At 58.2% G+C, this 18,250-nt stretch carries 15 protein-coding genes; 11 read left to right on the forward strand and 4 right to left on the reverse strand.

The genetic code is table 11. From position 1 onward, the window contains the following. Positions 1 to 141: 141 nt before the first annotated feature. A complete protein-coding gene (locus AC0YNU_RS23535) occupies positions 142 to 948 on the reverse strand; it encodes an SDR family oxidoreductase (RefSeq protein ID WP_475761125.1) in 807 nt (268 codons plus the stop codon). A 122-nt stretch (positions 949 to 1,070) separates the two neighbouring features. Then, a complete protein-coding gene (locus AC0YNU_RS23540; protein WP_475761126.1) occupies positions 1,071 to 1,823 on the reverse strand; it encodes an AraC family transcriptional regulator in 753 nt (250 codons plus the stop codon). A gap of 118 nt (positions 1,824 to 1,941) precedes the next feature. On the opposite strand from AC0YNU_RS23540, the gene AC0YNU_RS23545 reads away from it, so the two are divergent. After that, positions 1,942 to 2,817 (forward strand): phytanoyl-CoA dioxygenase family protein, encoded by an 876-nt coding sequence (locus AC0YNU_RS23545; RefSeq protein WP_475761127.1) that lies wholly within the window; start codon positions 1,942 to 1,944, stop codon positions 2,815 to 2,817. Between the two features lie 594 nt (positions 2,818 to 3,411). Here AC0YNU_RS23545 and AC0YNU_RS23550 read toward each other — a convergent pair. Further along, the gene (locus tag AC0YNU_RS23550; RefSeq protein WP_475761128.1) at positions 3,412 to 4,242 is read right to left on the reverse strand and encodes a sugar phosphate isomerase/epimerase family protein; all 831 of its coding nucleotides are present in this window, start codon (positions 4,240 to 4,242) and stop codon (positions 3,412 to 3,414) included. Positions 4,243 to 4,511: 269 nt separating this feature from the next. On the opposite strand from AC0YNU_RS23550, the gene AC0YNU_RS23555 reads away from it, so the two are divergent. Further along, complete coding sequence (locus tag AC0YNU_RS23555; protein WP_475761129.1) at positions 4,512 to 5,348, forward strand: methyl-accepting chemotaxis protein; 837 nt, start codon at positions 4,512 to 4,514, stop codon at positions 5,346 to 5,348. 750 nt (positions 5,349 to 6,098) lie between these two features. Here AC0YNU_RS23555 and AC0YNU_RS23560 read toward each other — a convergent pair. Further along, entirely contained in the window at positions 6,099 to 7,211 is a 1,113-nt protein-coding gene (locus tag AC0YNU_RS23560) for an NADH:flavin oxidoreductase (RefSeq protein ID WP_475761130.1), read from the reverse strand. A gap of 461 nt (positions 7,212 to 7,672) precedes the next feature. Between AC0YNU_RS23560 and AC0YNU_RS23565 the strand changes: the two genes are divergently transcribed. The 9 genes from AC0YNU_RS23565 to AC0YNU_RS23605 all read left to right on the forward strand — a co-directional run bounded on the left by AC0YNU_RS23565 (position 7,673) and on the right by AC0YNU_RS23605 (position 18,180). After that, positions 7,673 to 8,122 carry a hypothetical protein gene (locus tag AC0YNU_RS23565; RefSeq protein ID WP_475761131.1) on the forward strand — a complete coding sequence of 150 codons (450 nt, stop codon included), beginning with the start codon at positions 7,673 to 7,675 and terminating at the stop codon, positions 8,120 to 8,122. A 138-nt stretch (positions 8,123 to 8,260) separates the two neighbouring features. Further along, positions 8,261 to 8,683, forward strand: a complete 423-nt coding sequence (locus AC0YNU_RS23570; protein ID WP_475761132.1) for a hypothetical protein — start codon at positions 8,261 to 8,263, stop codon at positions 8,681 to 8,683. A gap of 198 nt (positions 8,684 to 8,881) precedes the next feature. Further along, positions 8,882 to 8,950 (forward strand): potassium-transporting ATPase subunit F, encoded by a 69-nt coding sequence (locus AC0YNU_RS23575; RefSeq protein WP_420831483.1) that lies wholly within the window; start codon positions 8,882 to 8,884, stop codon positions 8,948 to 8,950. A 47-nt stretch (positions 8,951 to 8,997) separates the two neighbouring features. Beyond that, entirely contained in the window at positions 8,998 to 10,671 is a 1,674-nt protein-coding gene (kdpA, locus tag AC0YNU_RS23580) for a potassium-transporting ATPase subunit KdpA (RefSeq protein ID WP_475761164.1), read from the forward strand. A 220-nt stretch (positions 10,672 to 10,891) separates the two neighbouring features. Beyond that, a complete protein-coding gene (gene kdpB / locus AC0YNU_RS23585; RefSeq protein ID WP_475761133.1) occupies positions 10,892 to 12,931 on the forward strand; it encodes a potassium-transporting ATPase subunit KdpB in 2,040 nt (679 codons plus the stop codon). A gap of 26 nt (positions 12,932 to 12,957) precedes the next feature. Beyond that, complete coding sequence (gene kdpC, locus AC0YNU_RS23590) at positions 12,958 to 13,524, forward strand: potassium-transporting ATPase subunit KdpC (RefSeq protein WP_475761134.1); 567 nt, start codon at positions 12,958 to 12,960, stop codon at positions 13,522 to 13,524. Between the two features lie 76 nt (positions 13,525 to 13,600). Then, complete coding sequence (locus AC0YNU_RS23595) at positions 13,601 to 15,937, forward strand: histidine kinase (RefSeq protein ID WP_475761135.1); 2,337 nt, start codon at positions 13,601 to 13,603, stop codon at positions 15,935 to 15,937. Further along, the gene (locus tag AC0YNU_RS23600; RefSeq protein WP_475761136.1) at positions 15,918 to 17,486 is read left to right on the forward strand and encodes an ATP-binding protein; all 1,569 of its coding nucleotides are present in this window, start codon (positions 15,918 to 15,920) and stop codon (positions 17,484 to 17,486) included. The genes AC0YNU_RS23595 and AC0YNU_RS23600 overlap by 20 nt, the downstream gene beginning before the upstream one ends. After that, a complete protein-coding gene (locus tag AC0YNU_RS23605) occupies positions 17,473 to 18,180 on the forward strand; it encodes a response regulator (protein WP_475761137.1) in 708 nt (235 codons plus the stop codon). The genes AC0YNU_RS23600 and AC0YNU_RS23605 overlap by 14 nt, the downstream gene beginning before the upstream one ends. Positions 18,181 to 18,250 lie beyond the last annotated feature (70 nt).

Consider the following 18,250-nt stretch of genomic DNA (forward strand, 5'->3'; position numbering starts at 1 on the left):
AATAACTAAAAGCCAGCATTGCTGCCGTTGCAGCGCACTGTGCGCCACTTTGCGCAAAACGGCACAACAAGGAGGAGAAGGCAAAGGCCTTCTCCTCCTTGTTTTTCGTGCATTCTCCGTGCCTCGTGCATGCTCCACGCCTCACCCGTGCAGAAGCGATTCCGCCCCGTCGATGAAGATCGGAGTGCCGGTAATGTGGCTCGACGCGTCGGACGCCAGGAACAGGACGAGGTCGCCGACCTGGGAGGCGCGGCCTGGGCCGTCACCGAGCGGATGATCGCCTTCCGGAAATTCGACCGGAATTCGGATCTCCTCCAGCTCCGGCGTCGGATGCGTATTTTGGTCGATATGCGTCTTGATTGCGCCGGGGCAGATCGCGTTGACGCGAATGCCGTATTGCCCCAGCTCCAGAGCTGCCATTTGCATAAAAGCAACCTGTCCCGCCTTGGACGTGCTGTAGGCGCTGAAGCCGAAATTCGAGAACACGCGGTTACCGTTGATCGAACTCGTAATGACGATGCTGCCGCCTTTTTTCTTCAGGAACGGAATGGCGTATTTGACGGTCAGGAAGGTACCCTTCAGATTGATGTCGAGCGTCGTATCCCAATCCTCGGGCGTCATCGTCTCGATCGGAGCCAGCGTGCCGTTGACGCCCGCATTGGCGAACACGATGTCCAGCCGTTCCCATTTGCCCGCTGCCTCTTGGATCGCGCTCTCGATATCCTCCGGCTTCGATATATCGGCTTCTATGGCGATGGCATCGCCGCCCGCATCTATGATCCGTTTCCGGACGTCCGCCACCCGCTCTTCCTTCACGTCGACGAGTGCGATGCGCGCGCCTTCTTCCGCCAGCCGCAGCGCTGCGGCACGTCCGATACCGGAGCCCGCACCTGTAATAACGGCGACTTTGCCATGTACGCTTCCTTGTCGTTCATTCGATTTGGTCATGGGTAGATGAGACCTCCATTCAATGGACTGCTATGTTGCTCTGCATTCTCTCATACCCGTTTTTTCCTATTCGCAACCAAATATACGTTCTGTGACCGTGTGAGTGTTCCCCCTTGATCGGTTCAGCGCGATTTGCGGAATTGAAGGGGCGTGACGCCGAAGGCGCGTTTGAACAGCTCGATGAACTGCGACGTCGTGGAGAAGCCGCAATCCACGCCGACCGTGCTGATCGGAATCGCCGAATTGAGCAGCAGATCTTTGGCAGCGTGCAGCCGTTTGTGCAGAATATATTGGCCCGGCGGCAGTCCGGTCTGCTCCTTGAACAATTGGCGAAAATGATCCTCGCTGTAGCCGGACAGTTCCGCAAGCGTACGAAGCTGCACGGGCTGCGTGAAATTCTCATCGATGTAGCGCCTGGCGTAGAAAAGCCGTTCCGGCCGGTGATCGTCCTGCACGGACGCGGCTTCGGACTGTCGCCCGAGCAGCAGGATGACCTCGTTCAGCAGCAAATTGACGCGCGGCGCGTAATGGGCTTTTTGCCCGAGGAGTTCTTCCTTCATGGTTAGCATGAGAGCGAGGATCGCCTGGTCCTCGGTGTCCGGGATAAGACCGTTCTGCAGCTGCACGGGGAAGTCGTCGTAGAGGAAGCCGAAGAAGACGACCTCTGTCGTCTCGTCATGCCGCTCGTCGTGCATATAGTTGGGGCGTGTCAGCGTCATCGTGCCGGGCCGGTAAGAAAGCGTGTATCCGCCGAGGTTCATCGCGCCGGACCCCGAAACATAATATACGAGCTCGAAGCAGCTGTGCTTGTGAAAATCCACATAGGTGCCCGCCTCATGGCTGCGGTACAAGAAAAAGTCTAGTTTTCCGTTCATAAGCAAACACGGCCTTTCCCGGAATTCTGATATTTTATACCCAGTCTATTATAGCGGCGCTACCTTGTCACCTTTATGATGAAAGGGTAGGGTATTCAATCAAGCGCGGGAGTGATAAATGATGACCAGTGGGATCGAGCAGGGGTTGACCGAACAGGAAATCAAGCAATACGGAGAGGACGGCTTCCTCGTTTTTGACGATATTCTTACCGCGGAGGAGGTCGAGGAGCTGCGCCTCGCCTGCGAGGAGCCGCAGATCGTGGGATTGCGGTCGCAAAAGGATTACGAGACGAAGACGGTGCACGCGCTCGGCATTACGGCGCTCCATCCGGCGTTTTTGAAGCTCGCGAAGCATCCGGCGATCGTCGCCAAGCTGAAGCCTTTGCTCGGGGAAGATATCGAGCTGCAGCATTCCAAGCTGGCGACGAAGCCGCCGACGAAAGGGCTCGGCATCTTCGCGTGGCATCAGGATATCGCGTTCTACCCCCATACGAATACCGACCTGCTGTCGGTGATGATCATGCTTGACGATGCGACGCCGGAGAACGGCTGCATGCAAATGGTGAAGGGCAGCCACCGGCTAGGGCTGCTGAATCATCTGGTGAACGGCCGCTTCGTGGCGGAGTGCCAGGAGCGGCAGTATTGGGAGCAGCCGGAGAATCCCGACGACATCGTCTACATTACGCCGAAGAGCGGCGGTATCAGCATCCATCACGGCTTGACGCTTCACGGCTCGGATGCCAATGCTTCCGGCAAGCCGCGCCGGGGAATCGTATTCTCGTACCGTGCGGGCGACGCCTATCAGCTGGCCGACATGCTGTTCGACGACACGGGGATGCTCATCTGCGGCAGCAAGAAGGGCATCGTCCGCTGCGATGCCGGCGTGATGACGCTGCCATACCGCGGCGGCTACTCGCCATTCGGCTCGTCTTGGAACCAGGTCGGCGGATTCGCGGCTGCGCAGAACGAAGCGAATAAATCGTTCGGACAATAGTGCAATAGCAAACAGCAAAGAGCAATAGCATAGAGCAAAGAGCAAAGAGCAAAGAGCAATAGCATAGAGCAAAGAGCAAAGAGCAAAGAGCAAATGGTAAGAGCAAAAGAGCAAGAGCAAAGAGCAAAGAGAGCCATGATTGCCCGCCGGGCGGTCATGGCTCTCAGGATGTAGAGAAACTGTGGCATTTATGGGAGCTCAGCAAGCGGCGGAAGCTGCCGATCATTCAACGTGAATGCGGACTGACACCTAACGGTTGTCAGCGTTGCTAATCCACCTCAAATACAGCTGAAAAAACTCTAAAGGTTATGACAGACGTTAGTGGGCGCATAGGAGCTGATTTGCACGGGAAAATCGCTGAATAAGCATCCTGACAAACTTTAACTGTATAAAATGGGCATTTCAAGCAGATTAGTCATTCGTGCAACCGTTAGCTGTAGAGAGGTGTTTAGGTTTTTCGCTAGCATGACTATCTTTGCTTGCATTGCAATCAGCAACCCAGCAGAGATCGCGATTTTTGATGCTCTTAACATCTTGAGAGCCATGAATGCCCCGCAGGGTGTTCATGGCTCTCTTTGTCTGTCGCACCGGCGTCTAGCGCCCCTCCAGCTCAGCTTGCAACGATCTCACATAAGCCGCGGCCAGCTTGTATTCCTCGGCGGTTGGCAGATGCTCCAGCATCAGCGGGATGTTCTTGTCCAGCTTTCCCAGCTCGGACAGATACGTCCGGTAATCGATGCCCCCGAGACCCGGACGGCGCTCGCCGAGATGGACGGTCAGCTCGTCGCTCAGCTCGAGGTCTTTGGCATGGCAGCTCTTGATGTACGGTCCAAGCTTGCGGAAGCTGTCGCGGATAATATCGGCGTTACCGTAATAATCCCGAGGGCTCGTAATGAGATTGACCGGATCGAGATGCACGGCGAAGCCGGGCCGGTCGATGGCTTCAATGAGGTTCAGGTAGTTGTCCGCGGTGTCCGGGAATACCCAGGGCATCGTTTCGAGCGTGTAAAAGGTGGTTGCCGGCCGAACGGCGTCGATGATCTCGCGCACCGTATCGACGATCAGCGCGAAGGTGTCGTCCGACAGGTTAGCCGGATGCGGCCCGTCCCACTTGACGCCGCGGGAGCCCGCGATGTTGACGCAGCAGCGCGCGCCGATTTCCTCGGCCAACGCCAGTCTTTCCTGGCAGTAGCGGATGGCGTTCCGCCGGCCTTCTTCGTCCGGGCTGATGGGATTGCTCCATGCGCCGACCTCGGCGATGACGATATCCGCATCCGCCGCGGCTTTCCGATAGGCGGCGATTTCGTCGCTCTTTCCGAGTTTTAATTCCGGGCTGTAAGCCGCGGTATATCCCTCGCGCCGATGGGCGGCGACCCATTCCTGCGGGTCAGCCGCCTTCTCCATGATCGGTCCTCCAAGTCTCATGCTTTTAACCTCCGATCGAATGATGTTCAATACTGATTGAACCAAAAAAACAGCGATCCGTACACCTCTGAAAATGCCGAATATGTATCTGTGCGTCCAACCCGTCGTCCATACCGTACGGGAATCACGGCGGATGTTGAAGGCCGTCACGGAGATGCCCGAAGCCGCCGCAAAAAATATTTGCGCAAAGCACATCATTGGCCGCCAAAAAACCGAAATAAGAAATAGAGCATTCAACACGAGCATCTACGTAGAGGAGCGGACGCGGCATGGCAATGGATAAAGAGGCGTATTTGCAATCGGTAATAAACATGATGGACACGTTGTTAAGCATCTTTCCGGAAGAGGCGGGGCTGGTTCTGATGGACGCGGAGCAGGTGCGCGCCTATCGGAAAACGACGGACGTTCCGGTCGAAATTCCGGTCGGCACGCCGCGCTCTGCGCTGGCCCATACGATTACGGAGAAGGCGTTCGTGCACGGAAGGGAATTCCGCGAGGAGCGCGGCCCGGAGGCGTTCGGCGTTTCGTATATCGGCACGGCTGCGCCGCTGTGGTTCGAAGGGGAAATCGTCGGCGTGCTGACGTCGGCGATGATGAGCCACAAAATGGATATGATTCGCGGTTCCTCGGAGGGGCTCGCTGCGTCCGTGGAGCAAATGACGGCAACCTCGAGCCAAATCACCTCGGCCTTCGACAAAATCAACGTGGAGATGGACGCGCTATCCGGCAAGTCCGAGACGTTAAACCGCGATATCGACGGCGTGCAGGCCATTATCGGCGTCGTGCAGGAGCTGGCGGACACATCGAATTTGCTCGGGCTTAACGCCTCGATCGAGGCTGCGCACGCAGGCGAATACGGCCGGGGCTTCTCGGTCGTGGCGAACGAAATTCGCCGCATGTCGGGTCAAAGCCGCGACGCCTCCAAAAACATCCGCGAACAGCTCGGCATGATCCAGCTGCGACTGAAGGAAATCGCGAGCGACATCGCGCAGATCAAAGGGGATATGTCCCATCACTCCGAGAGCGTCAAGGAGCTCGACGCCGCATTCGAGCATATCGCGGTCACCGCGGGCGATCTGATGGACAAGTTTTCGGTAAAAAAGTAAGCCTGCGCATGTCTTGCCTAGCTTGATGCTGCTCCGGTTATCGGAGCTTTCCATCTAACGTGGCCCCGCCGAGCGCCGAAAGCTGCAGAACAGCAGCTTTCTCCTTCGAATCGGCTCAACCGAGCGCCCAAAGCTGCAAAACAGCAGCTTTCTCGTTCGAATCGGCTCAGCCGAGCGCCGAAAGCTGCAGAATAGCAGCTTTCTCATTCGAATCGGCCCAGCCGAGCGTTGAAAGCTGCAGAACAGCAGCTTTGTCGTTCGAATCGGCTCAGCCGAGCGCCGAAAGCTGCAGAACAGCAGCTTTGTCGTTCGAATCGGCTCAGCCGAGCGCCGAAAGCTGCAGAACAGCAGCTTTCTCATTCGAATCGGCCCAGCCGAGTGCCGAAAGCTGCAAAATAGCAGCTTTATCGTTCAAATCGGCCCAGCCGAGTGCCGAAAGCTGCAGAACAGCAGCTTTCTCATTCGAATCGGCCCAGCCGAGTGCCGAAAGCTGCAAAATAGCAGCTTTATCGTTCGAATCGACCCAGCCGAGCGCCGAAAGCTGCAGAAAAGCAGCTTTGGCTATGAACTATAATGTCTTTCTCTAAAAAAAGCTGTCCCCGGTTTATCACCGGGAACAGCTTTTTTTGTCGTCTTGTCGTCTTGTCGTTTTGCTCTTTTGTCGTTTGTCCTTTTGTCGTTTGCCGTTTTGACGTTCTGCCATTTCTCGTTTTGCCCTTTTTGTCGTTCGCCCATCAAGTCAACAAGCCATCAATACAACGTTTGCGCAGCCTCCGGCGAGAAGGGAAGCAGTTCGCTCTCGCGGCCTTCCCTGATTTTAGCCGCCCACGTAGGATCGCCGAGGAGCGCGCGGCCGATGGCCACGAGGTCGAATTCGCCCCGATCAAGCCGCTCCAGCAAGTCTTCGATCCCTACGGCTTCGGCGCCTTTCTTCTCCTTGAAGAAGCGCGTGAACTCGAGATCCAGGCCGACCGAGCCGACGGTGATGGTCGGTTTGCCCGTCAGCTTCTTCGTCCACGCCGCCAGATTCAGGTCGACCCCGTCATCGAAGGCTTGCTCCCAGAAGCGGCGCGTGGAGCAATGAAAGACATCGACGCCCGCGTCGACGAGCGGCTGCAGGAACAAGGCCAGCTCGTCGGCATCCTTCGCGAGCCTGGCGTCGTATGCGCCGTCCTTCCACTGCGAGAAACGGAGCATGATCGGGAAATCCGGTCCAACGGCGCGCCGGCACGCTTCGACGACCTCGGCAGCGAAGCGCGTGCGCTTCACGAGCCCTCCGCCGAAGCGGTCCGTCCGCGTATTCGTTACGCCCCAGAAGAACTGGTCGATCAGGTAGCCGTGCGCGCCGTGGAGCTCGATGCCGTCGAAGCCGAGCTGCTTGGCGTCGGCTGCCGCCTGTGCGTAGGCCGCGATCAGATCGGCGATCTCCGCTTCGGACAGCGGCTCGCCAACCTGCTCGCCGGCCAGGTTCAAGCCGGAAGGGCCGACGGACGGCGCATCCGGATGCGCGCCGGTGCCCGGCTTGCGGGTGATGCCGAGATGCCACAGCTGCGGCATGATTTTGCCGCCTGCCTCATGGACGGCTTTGACGACCCCGGACCAGCCGTTCAGCGCATTCGCGCCGTAGAAATGCGGCCATCTCGTGCTCGCGCCCGCGGCAGGATGGTTAATCAGCGTACCTTCCGTAACGATCAGACCTACGCCGTTCTCGGCACGGCGCTTATAGTAAGCGGCCACGTCTTCGCTCGGGACCCCGCCGGGCGAGAAGCCGCGGGTCATCGGCGCCATGACGATGCGGTTGTCGAGCGACAGCTTCTCGGAACGGAACGGCTCGAATAAGGCTTTTACTGGATTGGTGCTCATGCAAATTCCTCCTTGCGGATTAGGTTTATGGCATTGCGAGAAGGGGGACGGTTACTTCCTTTTACTGTAATCTTTTAAGGTATGAAATTCAATAGAACTACTCGGCTTTGATCGAAGCCCGCGATTCGCGAACGCGATAACTGAAGCATGACGAAGCAATTGGCAAGGTTGTCCGCAAATCAATCGGATCTCAGCGGTTTCATCGCTTATTTTCGCCGGGAAGCCTGCCATGCGAAGCGGAAAGCCTTTTTACAATTTTCGCGGCCGGACCTACGATTAGTATCAACAAATGAATGGCAGCCATTCCTTCCAATGCCGAATGCCATTCCTGTTGTTTCTTTCACCAGATTTTCACTAGCTTTGAATCAGCACGACGTCAGTTTGGCGTCCGTTCGAAGCCGGGAGAGAGGATTGCGCTTCCTTCCGGTTTCTTTTGTAATCCCACAAAGGAGTGAATGTGCATGTATGCGGTACAGACGAGCGCGTGGATGAAAGAACGTTTGGATACGACGAGAATCGCGAGGTTGGAATGCTTCCGGTTTGACCGAGAGGCATCGCAGCTGCTCCCTCCCGGATACGACTGCGGCGAATGCTGCGGCATTCTGATTATGAGCACGGTGGACGGTGAATCCGGCGCCGGCGCATTCCACGAGATCCATTTGAAGGGAGACTTCGTGCAGTGGGCTTGCGCTTTTCAGCGGATCAAGGGCCTTACGCTGTGCGATGCCCTGCAAACCACGCTCTTGAAGCATGAAGCTTGGGGCGATGAGCGGACGGCGGCGGTCATGACGGCGATCCGCGCATTGACTCGCCCGCCGGGCGTCGATTCGGGCGCAAGAATAGCGCTGGCCGAGTGCTTTCGAGATTCGTCCTATTGCTTCCAGCATGCCGAGGCCTACGTCATTTTTTAATTGCTCATCAGGTCGATAGATAAATGTTTACGAATTTTTACGTTTTTTTTACGCCTTTCCGGACATCTCTTTACCACGAATTTATGGGAAATGGGATTAAGATGACTGTGTGATAGAGCGAAAGGCAGGGAAAAGGACGTGAACGAACAACATGATGCCGATACGAATCCGTCGCCGACGATGATCGTTGCCGCCTCTTTCACGAAAGCGGGCGAACAGTTCATCAAGCAGCTGCTTGTGAAGGGCGTGCCGTTTGCGGCCGTCACGAACAGCATCGCCGAGCGGCAGCAATTGGCCAAGCTCGGCGTCCGAAAGATCCTGCTCGTCAACACGATCGATTCGGATACATGGACAGCGCCGGGCTTTCCCGTAGGTCAGGCGTTTCTGTTCGAAAGCAGTATATCGTTGTGTTGCCGGTACCTGCGTATGGTGCGCGCATGGAGCAGCCAACCGGTATCCGTCATTACGAGCCATATGAACGGCAGGCTGATCTACAAGAGTCTCGGTGCCGACCGGATCGCGCATTCCACGACTGGAAGCATCGCTTTTCTAATGGAGTAGAGTAATAAAACTTGTATTGGGAAAACCTAACAAGTGTAAAAAAGCAAAAGAAGGAGATCGTGCGGATGGTGAACGATTTTACGATGATTGTCTTGGTGGCGGTCGTGTTCGGATTGTTTTGGGGGTTCAGGAAATTTTGCGAAAGAGCGTGAACGCCGAGCGCACAAAAACGGTTTAGGAGGAAACGCCATGATCGCAATGGGCATCATTGCCATCGCACTATTGGTTTATCTCGGTTTCGTATTGGTGAAGCCGGAAAAGTTTTAAGCCTTCGACGGCTGCTTCGATAATGAGGAGGAAATTTGGATATGGGTATGGGATTCCTGCAAGTCGCCATTACGCTGGCGATCATCATGCTGCTGGTCAAACCGGTGGGCACATATCTCGTCAACGTGTTTTCACTGGAAAAAACAAGACTTGACCGGGTATTCGGCCCAGTCGAGCGATTGCTCTACCGGATCATGGGCGTTCGCGAAGGCGAGTCCATGGGGTGGCGCGGCTACTTAGGCGCGGTGCTGCTGTCCAACTTCGTCATGCTGATATTATGTTACCTAGTTCTGCGGCTGCAAAGCTATCTGCCGATGAACCCCGACGGTATCGGCAACATGCCCGCTGGCCAGGCGTTCAATACGGCCGTTTCGTTCATGACGAATACGAACTGGCAGTCGTACAGCGGAGAAAACGGTTTGTCGTATCTCTCCCAACTGCTCGCCATTACGTTTCCAATGTTTACGTCGGCGGCAACGGGATTCGCGGTCGCCATCGCCTTCATTCGCGGCTTGGCAGGCCGGAAGGACGAGCTCGGCAACTTCTATGTCGATGTAACCCGGGCGATTACCCGCGTATTTCTTCCGCTCGGCTTTCTCGTCGCGTTGTTCCTCGTGTTCCAGGGCGTGCCGCAGACGGTGCTCGGCGCCGTTCACGCTTCGACGCTGGACGGAGGAGAACAGACGATTACGCGGGGTCTCATCGCCTCGTTCGAGTCCATTAAACATCTTGGCACGAACGGCGGCGGCTGGATGGGCACGAATGCGGCGCATCCGTTCGAGAATCCGACGGCGCTCGCGAACTTGGTTCATATCCTGTGCATGATGCTGCTGCCTACGGCGCTGATCTATGCATTCGGTCTGATGATCAAGAACAAGAAACAGGGCTGGGTCCTGTTCGGCGCCATGAGCGCGATTTTCCTGGTCATGCTGGTGACGGTATTCGTCTCCGAATACAAAGGCGTCGGCGCGTTGGATGCCATGGGCGTTCACGGCAACATGGAAGGCAAGGAAGTGCGCTTCGGCATCTCGGAGTCGGCGTTGTTCACCACCGTAACGACGGCGGCCACGACGGGCAGCGTCAATAACATGCACGAATCGCTGACGCCGCTCGGCGGATTCACGGCACTGGCGGAAATGATGCTGAACAACGTGTTCGGCGGCAAAGGCGTCGGATTGCTCAATGGTCTACTGTATCTCATTCTCGCGATCTTTATATGCGGCCTGATGGTCGGTCGGACGCCGGAATTCCTGGGCAAGAAAATCGAAGGCAAGGAAGTGAAGCTCGCTTCCATCGCCCTGCTGATCCATCCGCTTATCATTTTGGCCCCGACGGCCATCGCGTTCCTCAGTCCGAACGCCCAGTCGTCGATCGCCAACGGCGGCATGCACGGCCTATCCGAAGTACTGTACGCCTTCGCGTCCGGCGCAGCCAATAACGGTTCGGCGTTTGGCGGACTGAGCGCGAACACGGACTTCTACAACATCGGCATCGGCGTCGTCATGCTGCTCGGCCGTTACGTATCGATCATCGCCATGATCGCGATCGCGGGCTCGCTGGCCGTCAAACGCGTCGTGCCGGTCACGACGGGAACGCTGCGGACGAACACGCCGTTGTTCTCGGGCATCCTGCTTGTCATCATCCTCGTCATCGGGGCGCTGACGTTCTTCCCGTCGCTCGCGCTCGGACCGATCGCGGAGCATCTGGCAATGCCGAAATAATGTTGGAGACGGAATAAAAAAGATCTAAGTTTAGGTGAAACAGTGACCGGAGAGTCGGTATGAGTTCGGAAAAACGAAGTGCTCGCCTTTGTAGTCTGATTTCTACCTCTACTCACTTATTTAATCGAGGAAATCAGAACTACAACAGCGATTGGAGAACCATACCGACCGCAGGTCAACCTTTTCTACCGTGCTTTTAGCTTTCAAAGGGAGGATCATTATGGCTGCAAGCAAAAAAACCTATTCAAAGGAAATCGTCTTTCAAGCGGCCGTCGACGCGTTCAAGAAATTGAACCCCGCGGTCATGATCAAGAACCCGGTCATGTTCATCGTGGAAGTCGGCACGCTGATTACGCTGCTGCTCTCGATCAAGCCGGATCTCTTCGCCGCTTCCGGCGAGGGCCGCGGCTACAATATTGCGGTGTTCTTCATCCTGCTGTTCACCGTCTTGTTCGCCAACTTCGCCGAGGCGCTGGCGGAAGGGCGGGGCAAGGCGCAGGCGGATACGCTGCGCAAGACCAAGTCGGACACCACGGCGAAGCTGGTTCAGAAGGACGGGTCGCTGAAGCAGGTCTCCTCCACGCAGCTGCGCAAAGGGGACGTCGTCCGCGTCGATACCGGGGAGATTATCCCGACCGACGGCGAGATCATCCAAGGACTTGCCTCCATCGACGAATCGGCGATCACGGGCGAATCCGCGCCGGTCATCAAGGAAGCCGGCGGCGACTTCTCGTCCGTCACGGGCGGTACGCGGGTGGCATCGGATTTTATTATGGTGAAGGTCATGACGGATCCCGGGGAGTCGTTCCTGGACCGGATGATCGCGCTCGTCGAAGGAGCCAAGAGGCAGAAGACGCCGAACGAGATCGCGCTGACGACATTGCTCGCCGTTCTGACCATGATCTTCCTGATCGTTATCGTCACGATGGTGCCGATGGCGGACTACTTGAATGTGAAGCTCGATATCGCGACGCTGATCGCCTTGCTCGTCTGCCTCATTCCGACCACGATCGGCGGACTGTTGTCCGCGATCGGGATTGCCGGCATGGACCGCGTCACGCAGTTCAACGTGCTGGCCATGTCGGGTAAGGCGGTCGAAGCCGCCGGCGACATCGATACCTTGATCCTCGATAAGACGGGGACGATTACGTACGGCAACCGGATGGCGTCCGAGTTCACGCCGGTCAGCGGCGTGACGGCGCAGGAAATGACGGAAGCGGCGCTGCGGGCTTCCCTGAAGGACGAAACGCCGGAAGGCCGTTCCATCGTGGAGCTGGCGCTCAAGATGGGCGGCGTGCCTGGCAATCCTGTCGACGAGGCTGCCGAGCCGGTCGAATTCACGGCAGAGACGCGGATGTCGGGCCTCGATTTGGCGGATGGCACGAAGATTCGCAAGGGTGCCGTCGACGCCATGAAGAAGTTTATCGTGGCGCAGGGCGGCAGCGTGCCGGGCGGATTGGACGACATCTCGAACCGGATCGCGAAGGCAGGCGGCACGCCGCTGGCAGTCTCGATCGGCGACCGGATTTATGGGGTCATCTATTTGAAGGATACCGTGAAGCCGGGGCTGAAGGAACGGTTCGCGGAAATGCGTGGCATGGGCATCAAGACCATCATGTGCACGGGCGACAATCCGCTGACGGCCGCGACGATCGCGCTGGAAGCCGGCGTGGACGATTTCATCGCGGAAGCGAAGCCGGAAGACAAGATCGCCGCCATTCGCAGAGAGCAGCAAGAGGGCAAGCTCGTCGCGATGACGGGCGACGGCACGAACGATGCGCCGGCGCTGGCGCAGGCCGATGTAGGCTTGGCGATGAACTCCGGCACGATGGCGGCGAAGGAAGCGGCCAACATGATCGATCTCGATTCCGATCCGACGAAGCTGCTGTCCGTCGTATCCATCGGCAAGCAGCTGCTCATTACCCGCGGCGCGCTGACGACGTTCTCGATCTCCAACGACATCGCGAAATATTTCGCCATCATTCCGGCGATGTTCATTATCGCGATGCCGCAGCTGCAATCGCTCAATATCATGGACCTGGCTTCGCCGAAGTCGGCTATTCTATCGGCGCTCATTTTCAATGCGATCATTATCCCGCTGCTGATCCCGATCGCGATGAAGGGCGTCAAATACCGTGCGATGAGCGCGGACCGGCTGTTGACGCGCAACGTGCTGCTCTATGGCATCGGCGGGGTGATCGTGCCGTTTATCGGGATCAAGATCATCGATCTCGTGCTGCACGGTCTGAATTTGGCCTAAAACGAAAGCAAAGGAGTCCTTACTGAATGAAAAACACGTTTATCGCGCTCCGCTTCTCCATCGTGCTGATGTTGATATGCGGTCTCATATACCCGCTCGTGACGACAGGCTTCGCGCAGGTGCTGTTTCCGAAGCAGGCGGACGGAAGCTTGATGACGGCGGCCGACGGTACGGTCACCGGATCGAAGCTGCTCGCCCAGAACGTCGAGTCGGAGAAGCTGTTCCATCCTCGGGCATCGAACGCGAAGTACGACCCGACCGCCTCCGCCGGCTCCAACCGCGCGGTGGCCACGACCGATTACGTCAAGGAAATCGGCGATAAAATCACCGCCGTAAAGGCCGATAATCCCGAGCTGACGAAGATCCCGGCGGATCTTGTGACCGTCTCCGGATCAGGCTTTGACCCGGATCTATCGCCGGAAGCGGCGAAGACGCAGATACCGCGCATCAGCAAGGCAACCGGCTTGAGCGCGGACGAGCTGAACAAGCTGATCGACGACACGGAGAAAGGGCGCCAATTGGGCATTTTCGGCGAACCTCGGGTGAACGTCAACGCTTTGAATGAGCAACTGTTGAAGCAAATCAAGCTTTAAATACACAGCCGCTCCCGTTAATACGGGGGTGGCTTTGTCTGTATCATGCATAGGCTATGGCGAGGGGGAAATGGACGTGACGAGCTTCAGAAGGAAGACGCCGGAGGAAATATTGCAGTCGATCTCCAAGCTGCACCGGGGAACGTTCAAGATTTATATCGGACCGGTCAGCGGATCGGGGAAAACGTATCATATGCTGAGGGAAGGCCAGACGCTGCTGCAGCAGGGCGTCGACGTCGTCATCTGCGCCGTATCGACGATGCAGCGGCCGGAGACGCTGGAGCAGATCGGCGGATTGGAGCGGGTGCCCAGCATCCACTGGTACCAGGACGGCGTCGAATACAAGGACCTGAACGTGGACGCGCTGCTGGAGCGCAATCCCGAGGTCGTGCTCGCGGATGGACTGGCGCACCGGAACCGGCCGGATGCTCCCCGCGCCACGCGGCTGGAGGATATCAAATTTTTGCTCAGCCGCGGCATCAGCGTGATGATAACGGTGAACGTGTACGAGCTGGAAGGCTATACCGAGCTCGCTCAGAAAATGACGGGCATCGTCGCGCAGTGTACGGTCCCTGCCGATACGCTGGAGCTGGCCGACGAAGTCAGGCTGATCGACGTCACCCCGGAGACGATTCTGAACAGGCTCTCGGAGGGTCAGCTGCTAGGCAGCAAGGATGCGGCAGTCTTCAAACGCGGCAATCTGGGGGTGCTTCGCGAGCTGGCGCTTCGCATCGTAGCCGAGGGCGTCGGCGATTCGCTGCGTACTTACAGGGAGGAGCATGGGCTTAGCGGCCCGACAGGCACGGGCGAGACGATACTCGTGTCGGCCCAGTACCATTGGAACGGGTCGATCTACGTCCGGCGCGGCCAGCAAATCGCCAAACGGCTGAACGGCGAGTTGATGGTCGTCACCTTCCGCAACGGAAAGAAGACGCTCTCGAAAGAAGCGACCGTCTTTCGCAGGAACATGATCAAGCTCGTGGAAAAGGTAGGCGGGAGCTTCGAAGAGCTGCCCTTTCACAATCGCCGGCACATTCCGAAGACGATCACGGATTACGCGGCGAAGCATGGGGTGACGCGAATTGTCATGGGGCATACGAAGCATACCCGCTGGCAGGAAATCTGGCAGGGCTCCGTCATTGACCGGCTTCTGAAGCGGGCGAAGCATTTGGACGTATTTCTCGTCGCGGACCGGACGGAGAACGAAGGCGAGCGCGTGCTCCCGGCCAAGTTCGCCTCCGTAGAGGACCGTCAGCGATACCGCAGGCTGAACGAGCAGGAAGTCACCGACCGGATCGGCGAGATCAAGCGGGGAACGTTTAAAGTGTATATCGGAGCGGCGCCGGGCGTCGGCAAAACCTACATGATGCTTCGGGATGGGAACGATCTGCTGCGCAAAGGGATCGACGTGCGGATCGGCCTGCTCGAAACGCATGGCAGGCAGGAGACGATCGCCCAAATCGGCGGATTGTCGTTCATTCCTCGCGAGCAGATCCAATACCAAGGCGTGGCATTGGAGGAGATGGACACGGATGCGATCATTCGGAGCTGTCCCGAAGTGGTGCTGGTCGACGAGCTGGCCCATACGAACGTGCCCGGGAGCCGCAACAAGAAGCGGTACGAGGATGTCCTGAAAATTCTGAGCGCCGGCATTTCGGTCATCACGACCGTCAACGTGCAGCATTTGGAGAGTCTGAACGATGCCGTGGAGCAGATCACGGGCATCCGCGTCCGCGAGACGGTGCCGGACAGTATCCTGCAGCTGGCGGATGAAGTACAATTAATTGATGTCGCCCCCGAAGCGCTGCAGAATCGGATGCGGGAGGGCAACATTTACGCGAAGGATAAAATCGATCAGGCGCTGTCGAACTTTTTCAAGACGGGCAATCTGATCGCGCTGCGCGAGTTGGCGCTGCGGGAAATCGCGGACGACGTGGATGAGCGGCTGGAGTCCTTGGAACGGAAAAGCTCGCTGCGCGGACCTTGGCGCGGACGGGAATCGATCTTCATCTGCGTCAACGATACGCCGCATGCCCAGCGCCTCGTTCGGCGGGGATTTCGGACGGCCTATCGGCTTAAGGCGCCTTGGTGCGTCAATTTCGTGCAAGTCGGCGGGAGCAGTACCCCGCTGCAAGGAAACATGGAGGCGCTGGAGCGGCTGACGGTCCGGCTTGGCGGCAAGTTCGTGGTCCATCGCGCCGAATCGCGCAAGGAGATCGCGAATGTCTTGTCGGCCGCGGCGGACGCGTCGGAAGCGACGCAGCTGGTCATCGGCCAGTCCAAAGTATCCTGGTGGGAGGTGTGGCTGCACGGAGCGGTCGTGAAGAAGCTGATCACGATGTCCAGACAGCGCGATATTTTGATCGTCGCGGATGATTTCATGAAAGAGGGCGATGAGCGTAGCAACGGTTGAACAAAAAAGCAAATTCATGCTGAAGTCTTATGGGTGGATCACGGTCGGCACGGCGGCTTTGACCGCCGTGCTGCATGCGTTTGGGTTTGCGTTCGACTTGGTCAACATTGCACTCTTGTATTTGATTCCGGTGCTCTTCAGCGCCGTGTACTGGGGGCTGGCCCCTGCGATCTATTCCGCGGCCGCAGGCGTGCTGGCCTTCGATTATTTCTTCGTGCCGCCGTTCCTCAGCTTCAGCGTGGAGGATCTGCGGTATTTGCTATCTTTCGGCGTCTATCTCGCGGTCGCCGCGTTGACCGCCTCGCTTGCCGCCCGGCTGAAGCGCCAAGTGCAGGTGGCCAAGGATCGAGAGTCGCATACGGTGGCGCTGTATACGCTGAGCCGGCAGATGACGGCTATCAGCGATATTCGGGCGCTGCTCGAGAATATCGCGCTGCAGGTGTCCGCGACCGTACAGGCCCAGATCACGATCTACCTGCCCGGGGAACGGACGGAGCTGGAGCGTGCGGCCCGGTCGCCCGGCGAACTTGACTTCGGCGAGGGCGAATCCACGATGGCCGTGGCCAAATGGGTGTTTGAGCACGGCCGGATGGCCGGCAAGGATACGGGGACGCTGGGCGAATTTCCGGGCTTGTTCGTCCCGCTGCGGACGGAGGAACGGACGTATGGCGTCATGGCCGTTCATTTGGAAGGCGAAGGGCTGTCGACGGATGACCGTCATTTATTGGAGGCGTTCGGCGGCCTTGCGGCATCGGCGATCGCCCGCGTCAAGCTGAGCGAGGAAGCGAAGCTGGCTCACCTGACGGCGGAATCCGAACGCATACGGACGGCCTTGCTCGATTCGGTGTCGCACGAGCTGCGGACGCCGCTTGCGACGATTATCGGCTCGGCTACAGGGCTTATCGACGGCGAAGCCATGTTCTCCGCCGACGATCGGCAGGAGCTGCTGGCGACGATCCGGGACGGTGCGCTGCGGATGAACCGCCTCGTCACGAATCTGCTCGGCATGGTCAAGCTGGAGAGCGGCATGCTGGCCTTGCGGCGGGATTGGTGCGATGCCGAAGACATAATCGGCGTCGTGTTGTCGCAGGTGAAGGGGTTCCAGCAGCATCGCCGCATCACGGTGAAGCTGCCGGATCCGGCGCCGTATTTTCCGGGCGACGAGGTGCTGCTCGAGCAAGTGCTCGTCAACGTTGTCAGCAATGCGATCAAGTATTCGCCGGACGGCGACGAAATCATCATCGCTGTCCGGACGTCAGGTTCATGGATTCGGATATCGGTCGCGGATAATGGCATCGGTATCAGCGAGACGGACCGCGAGCGGATGTTCGATAAATTTTACCGTGGGCCGGGAGCGGGCGGAACGACCGGCACGGGACTCGGCCTTGCGATTTGCAAAGGGATCGTGGAAGCCCACGGCGGCACCATCACGGCATCTCCGCGCGCGGAGAAGGGCACGGTCGTGACGATCGCGCTGCCCGCGGGCGAGCCGGAGATGCCGCAAGGCTGGAAGCAACAAGAGGAGGACGAGCGGGATGACAACGGATAACGGGGCGCGGATCCTCGTCGTGGACGACGAGCCGCAGATCATCAAGCTGCTCAAAGTCACGCTGAAGGCGCATCATTTCGACGTGCTGGAGGCGGCGACGGGAGAAGAGGGCATCTACCAAGCGAGCATCAGCCATCCGGATTTGATCGTGCTGGACCTGGGTCTGCCGGATATGCCGGGGATGGAAGTGCTGAAGCGGATTCGGGAGTGGTCGCGGATTCCGGTGATCGTGCTGACGGCGAAAGAAAGGGAAGCGGACAAGATCGCGGCGCTCGACGGCGGAGCGGACGATTACGTGACGAAGCCGTTCGGCATGGGCGAGCTCGTCGCCCGGATCCGAGTCGCGCTCCGCCATTCGGGCAATGCCCAGCAGGAGCCTGTGCTGCGGTTCGGCACGCTCGTCATCGACCTGGCGCAGCGGCTCGTGGAGCTGAACGGGAATCGGGTGAAGCTGACGCCGACGGAGTATGAGCTGCTCAAGATCCTCGCGTCGAACGCGGGCAAGGTTATCACGCAGAGGCAGCTGCTGCAGCAGGTTTGGGGCGGGCATCATCACGAGTCCGACAGCCATTACCTGCGCATCTATATCGGCCATCTGCGCAAGAAGCTGGAGGAGGATCCGACGCGCCCGAAGCTGATCGAGACGGAGCCGGGCATCGGTTACCGGTTTCTGCTTCAGGAGCCGGGGGAGTAGCGATTTCGGTCATGGCTGCGCGTCTCAAGGAATGACCGCGGCTGTTTTCGTGAACTTCCGCCGCGCGTTT

The sequence above is a fragment of the Paenibacillus sp. J31P316 genome, assembly GCF_056269105.1.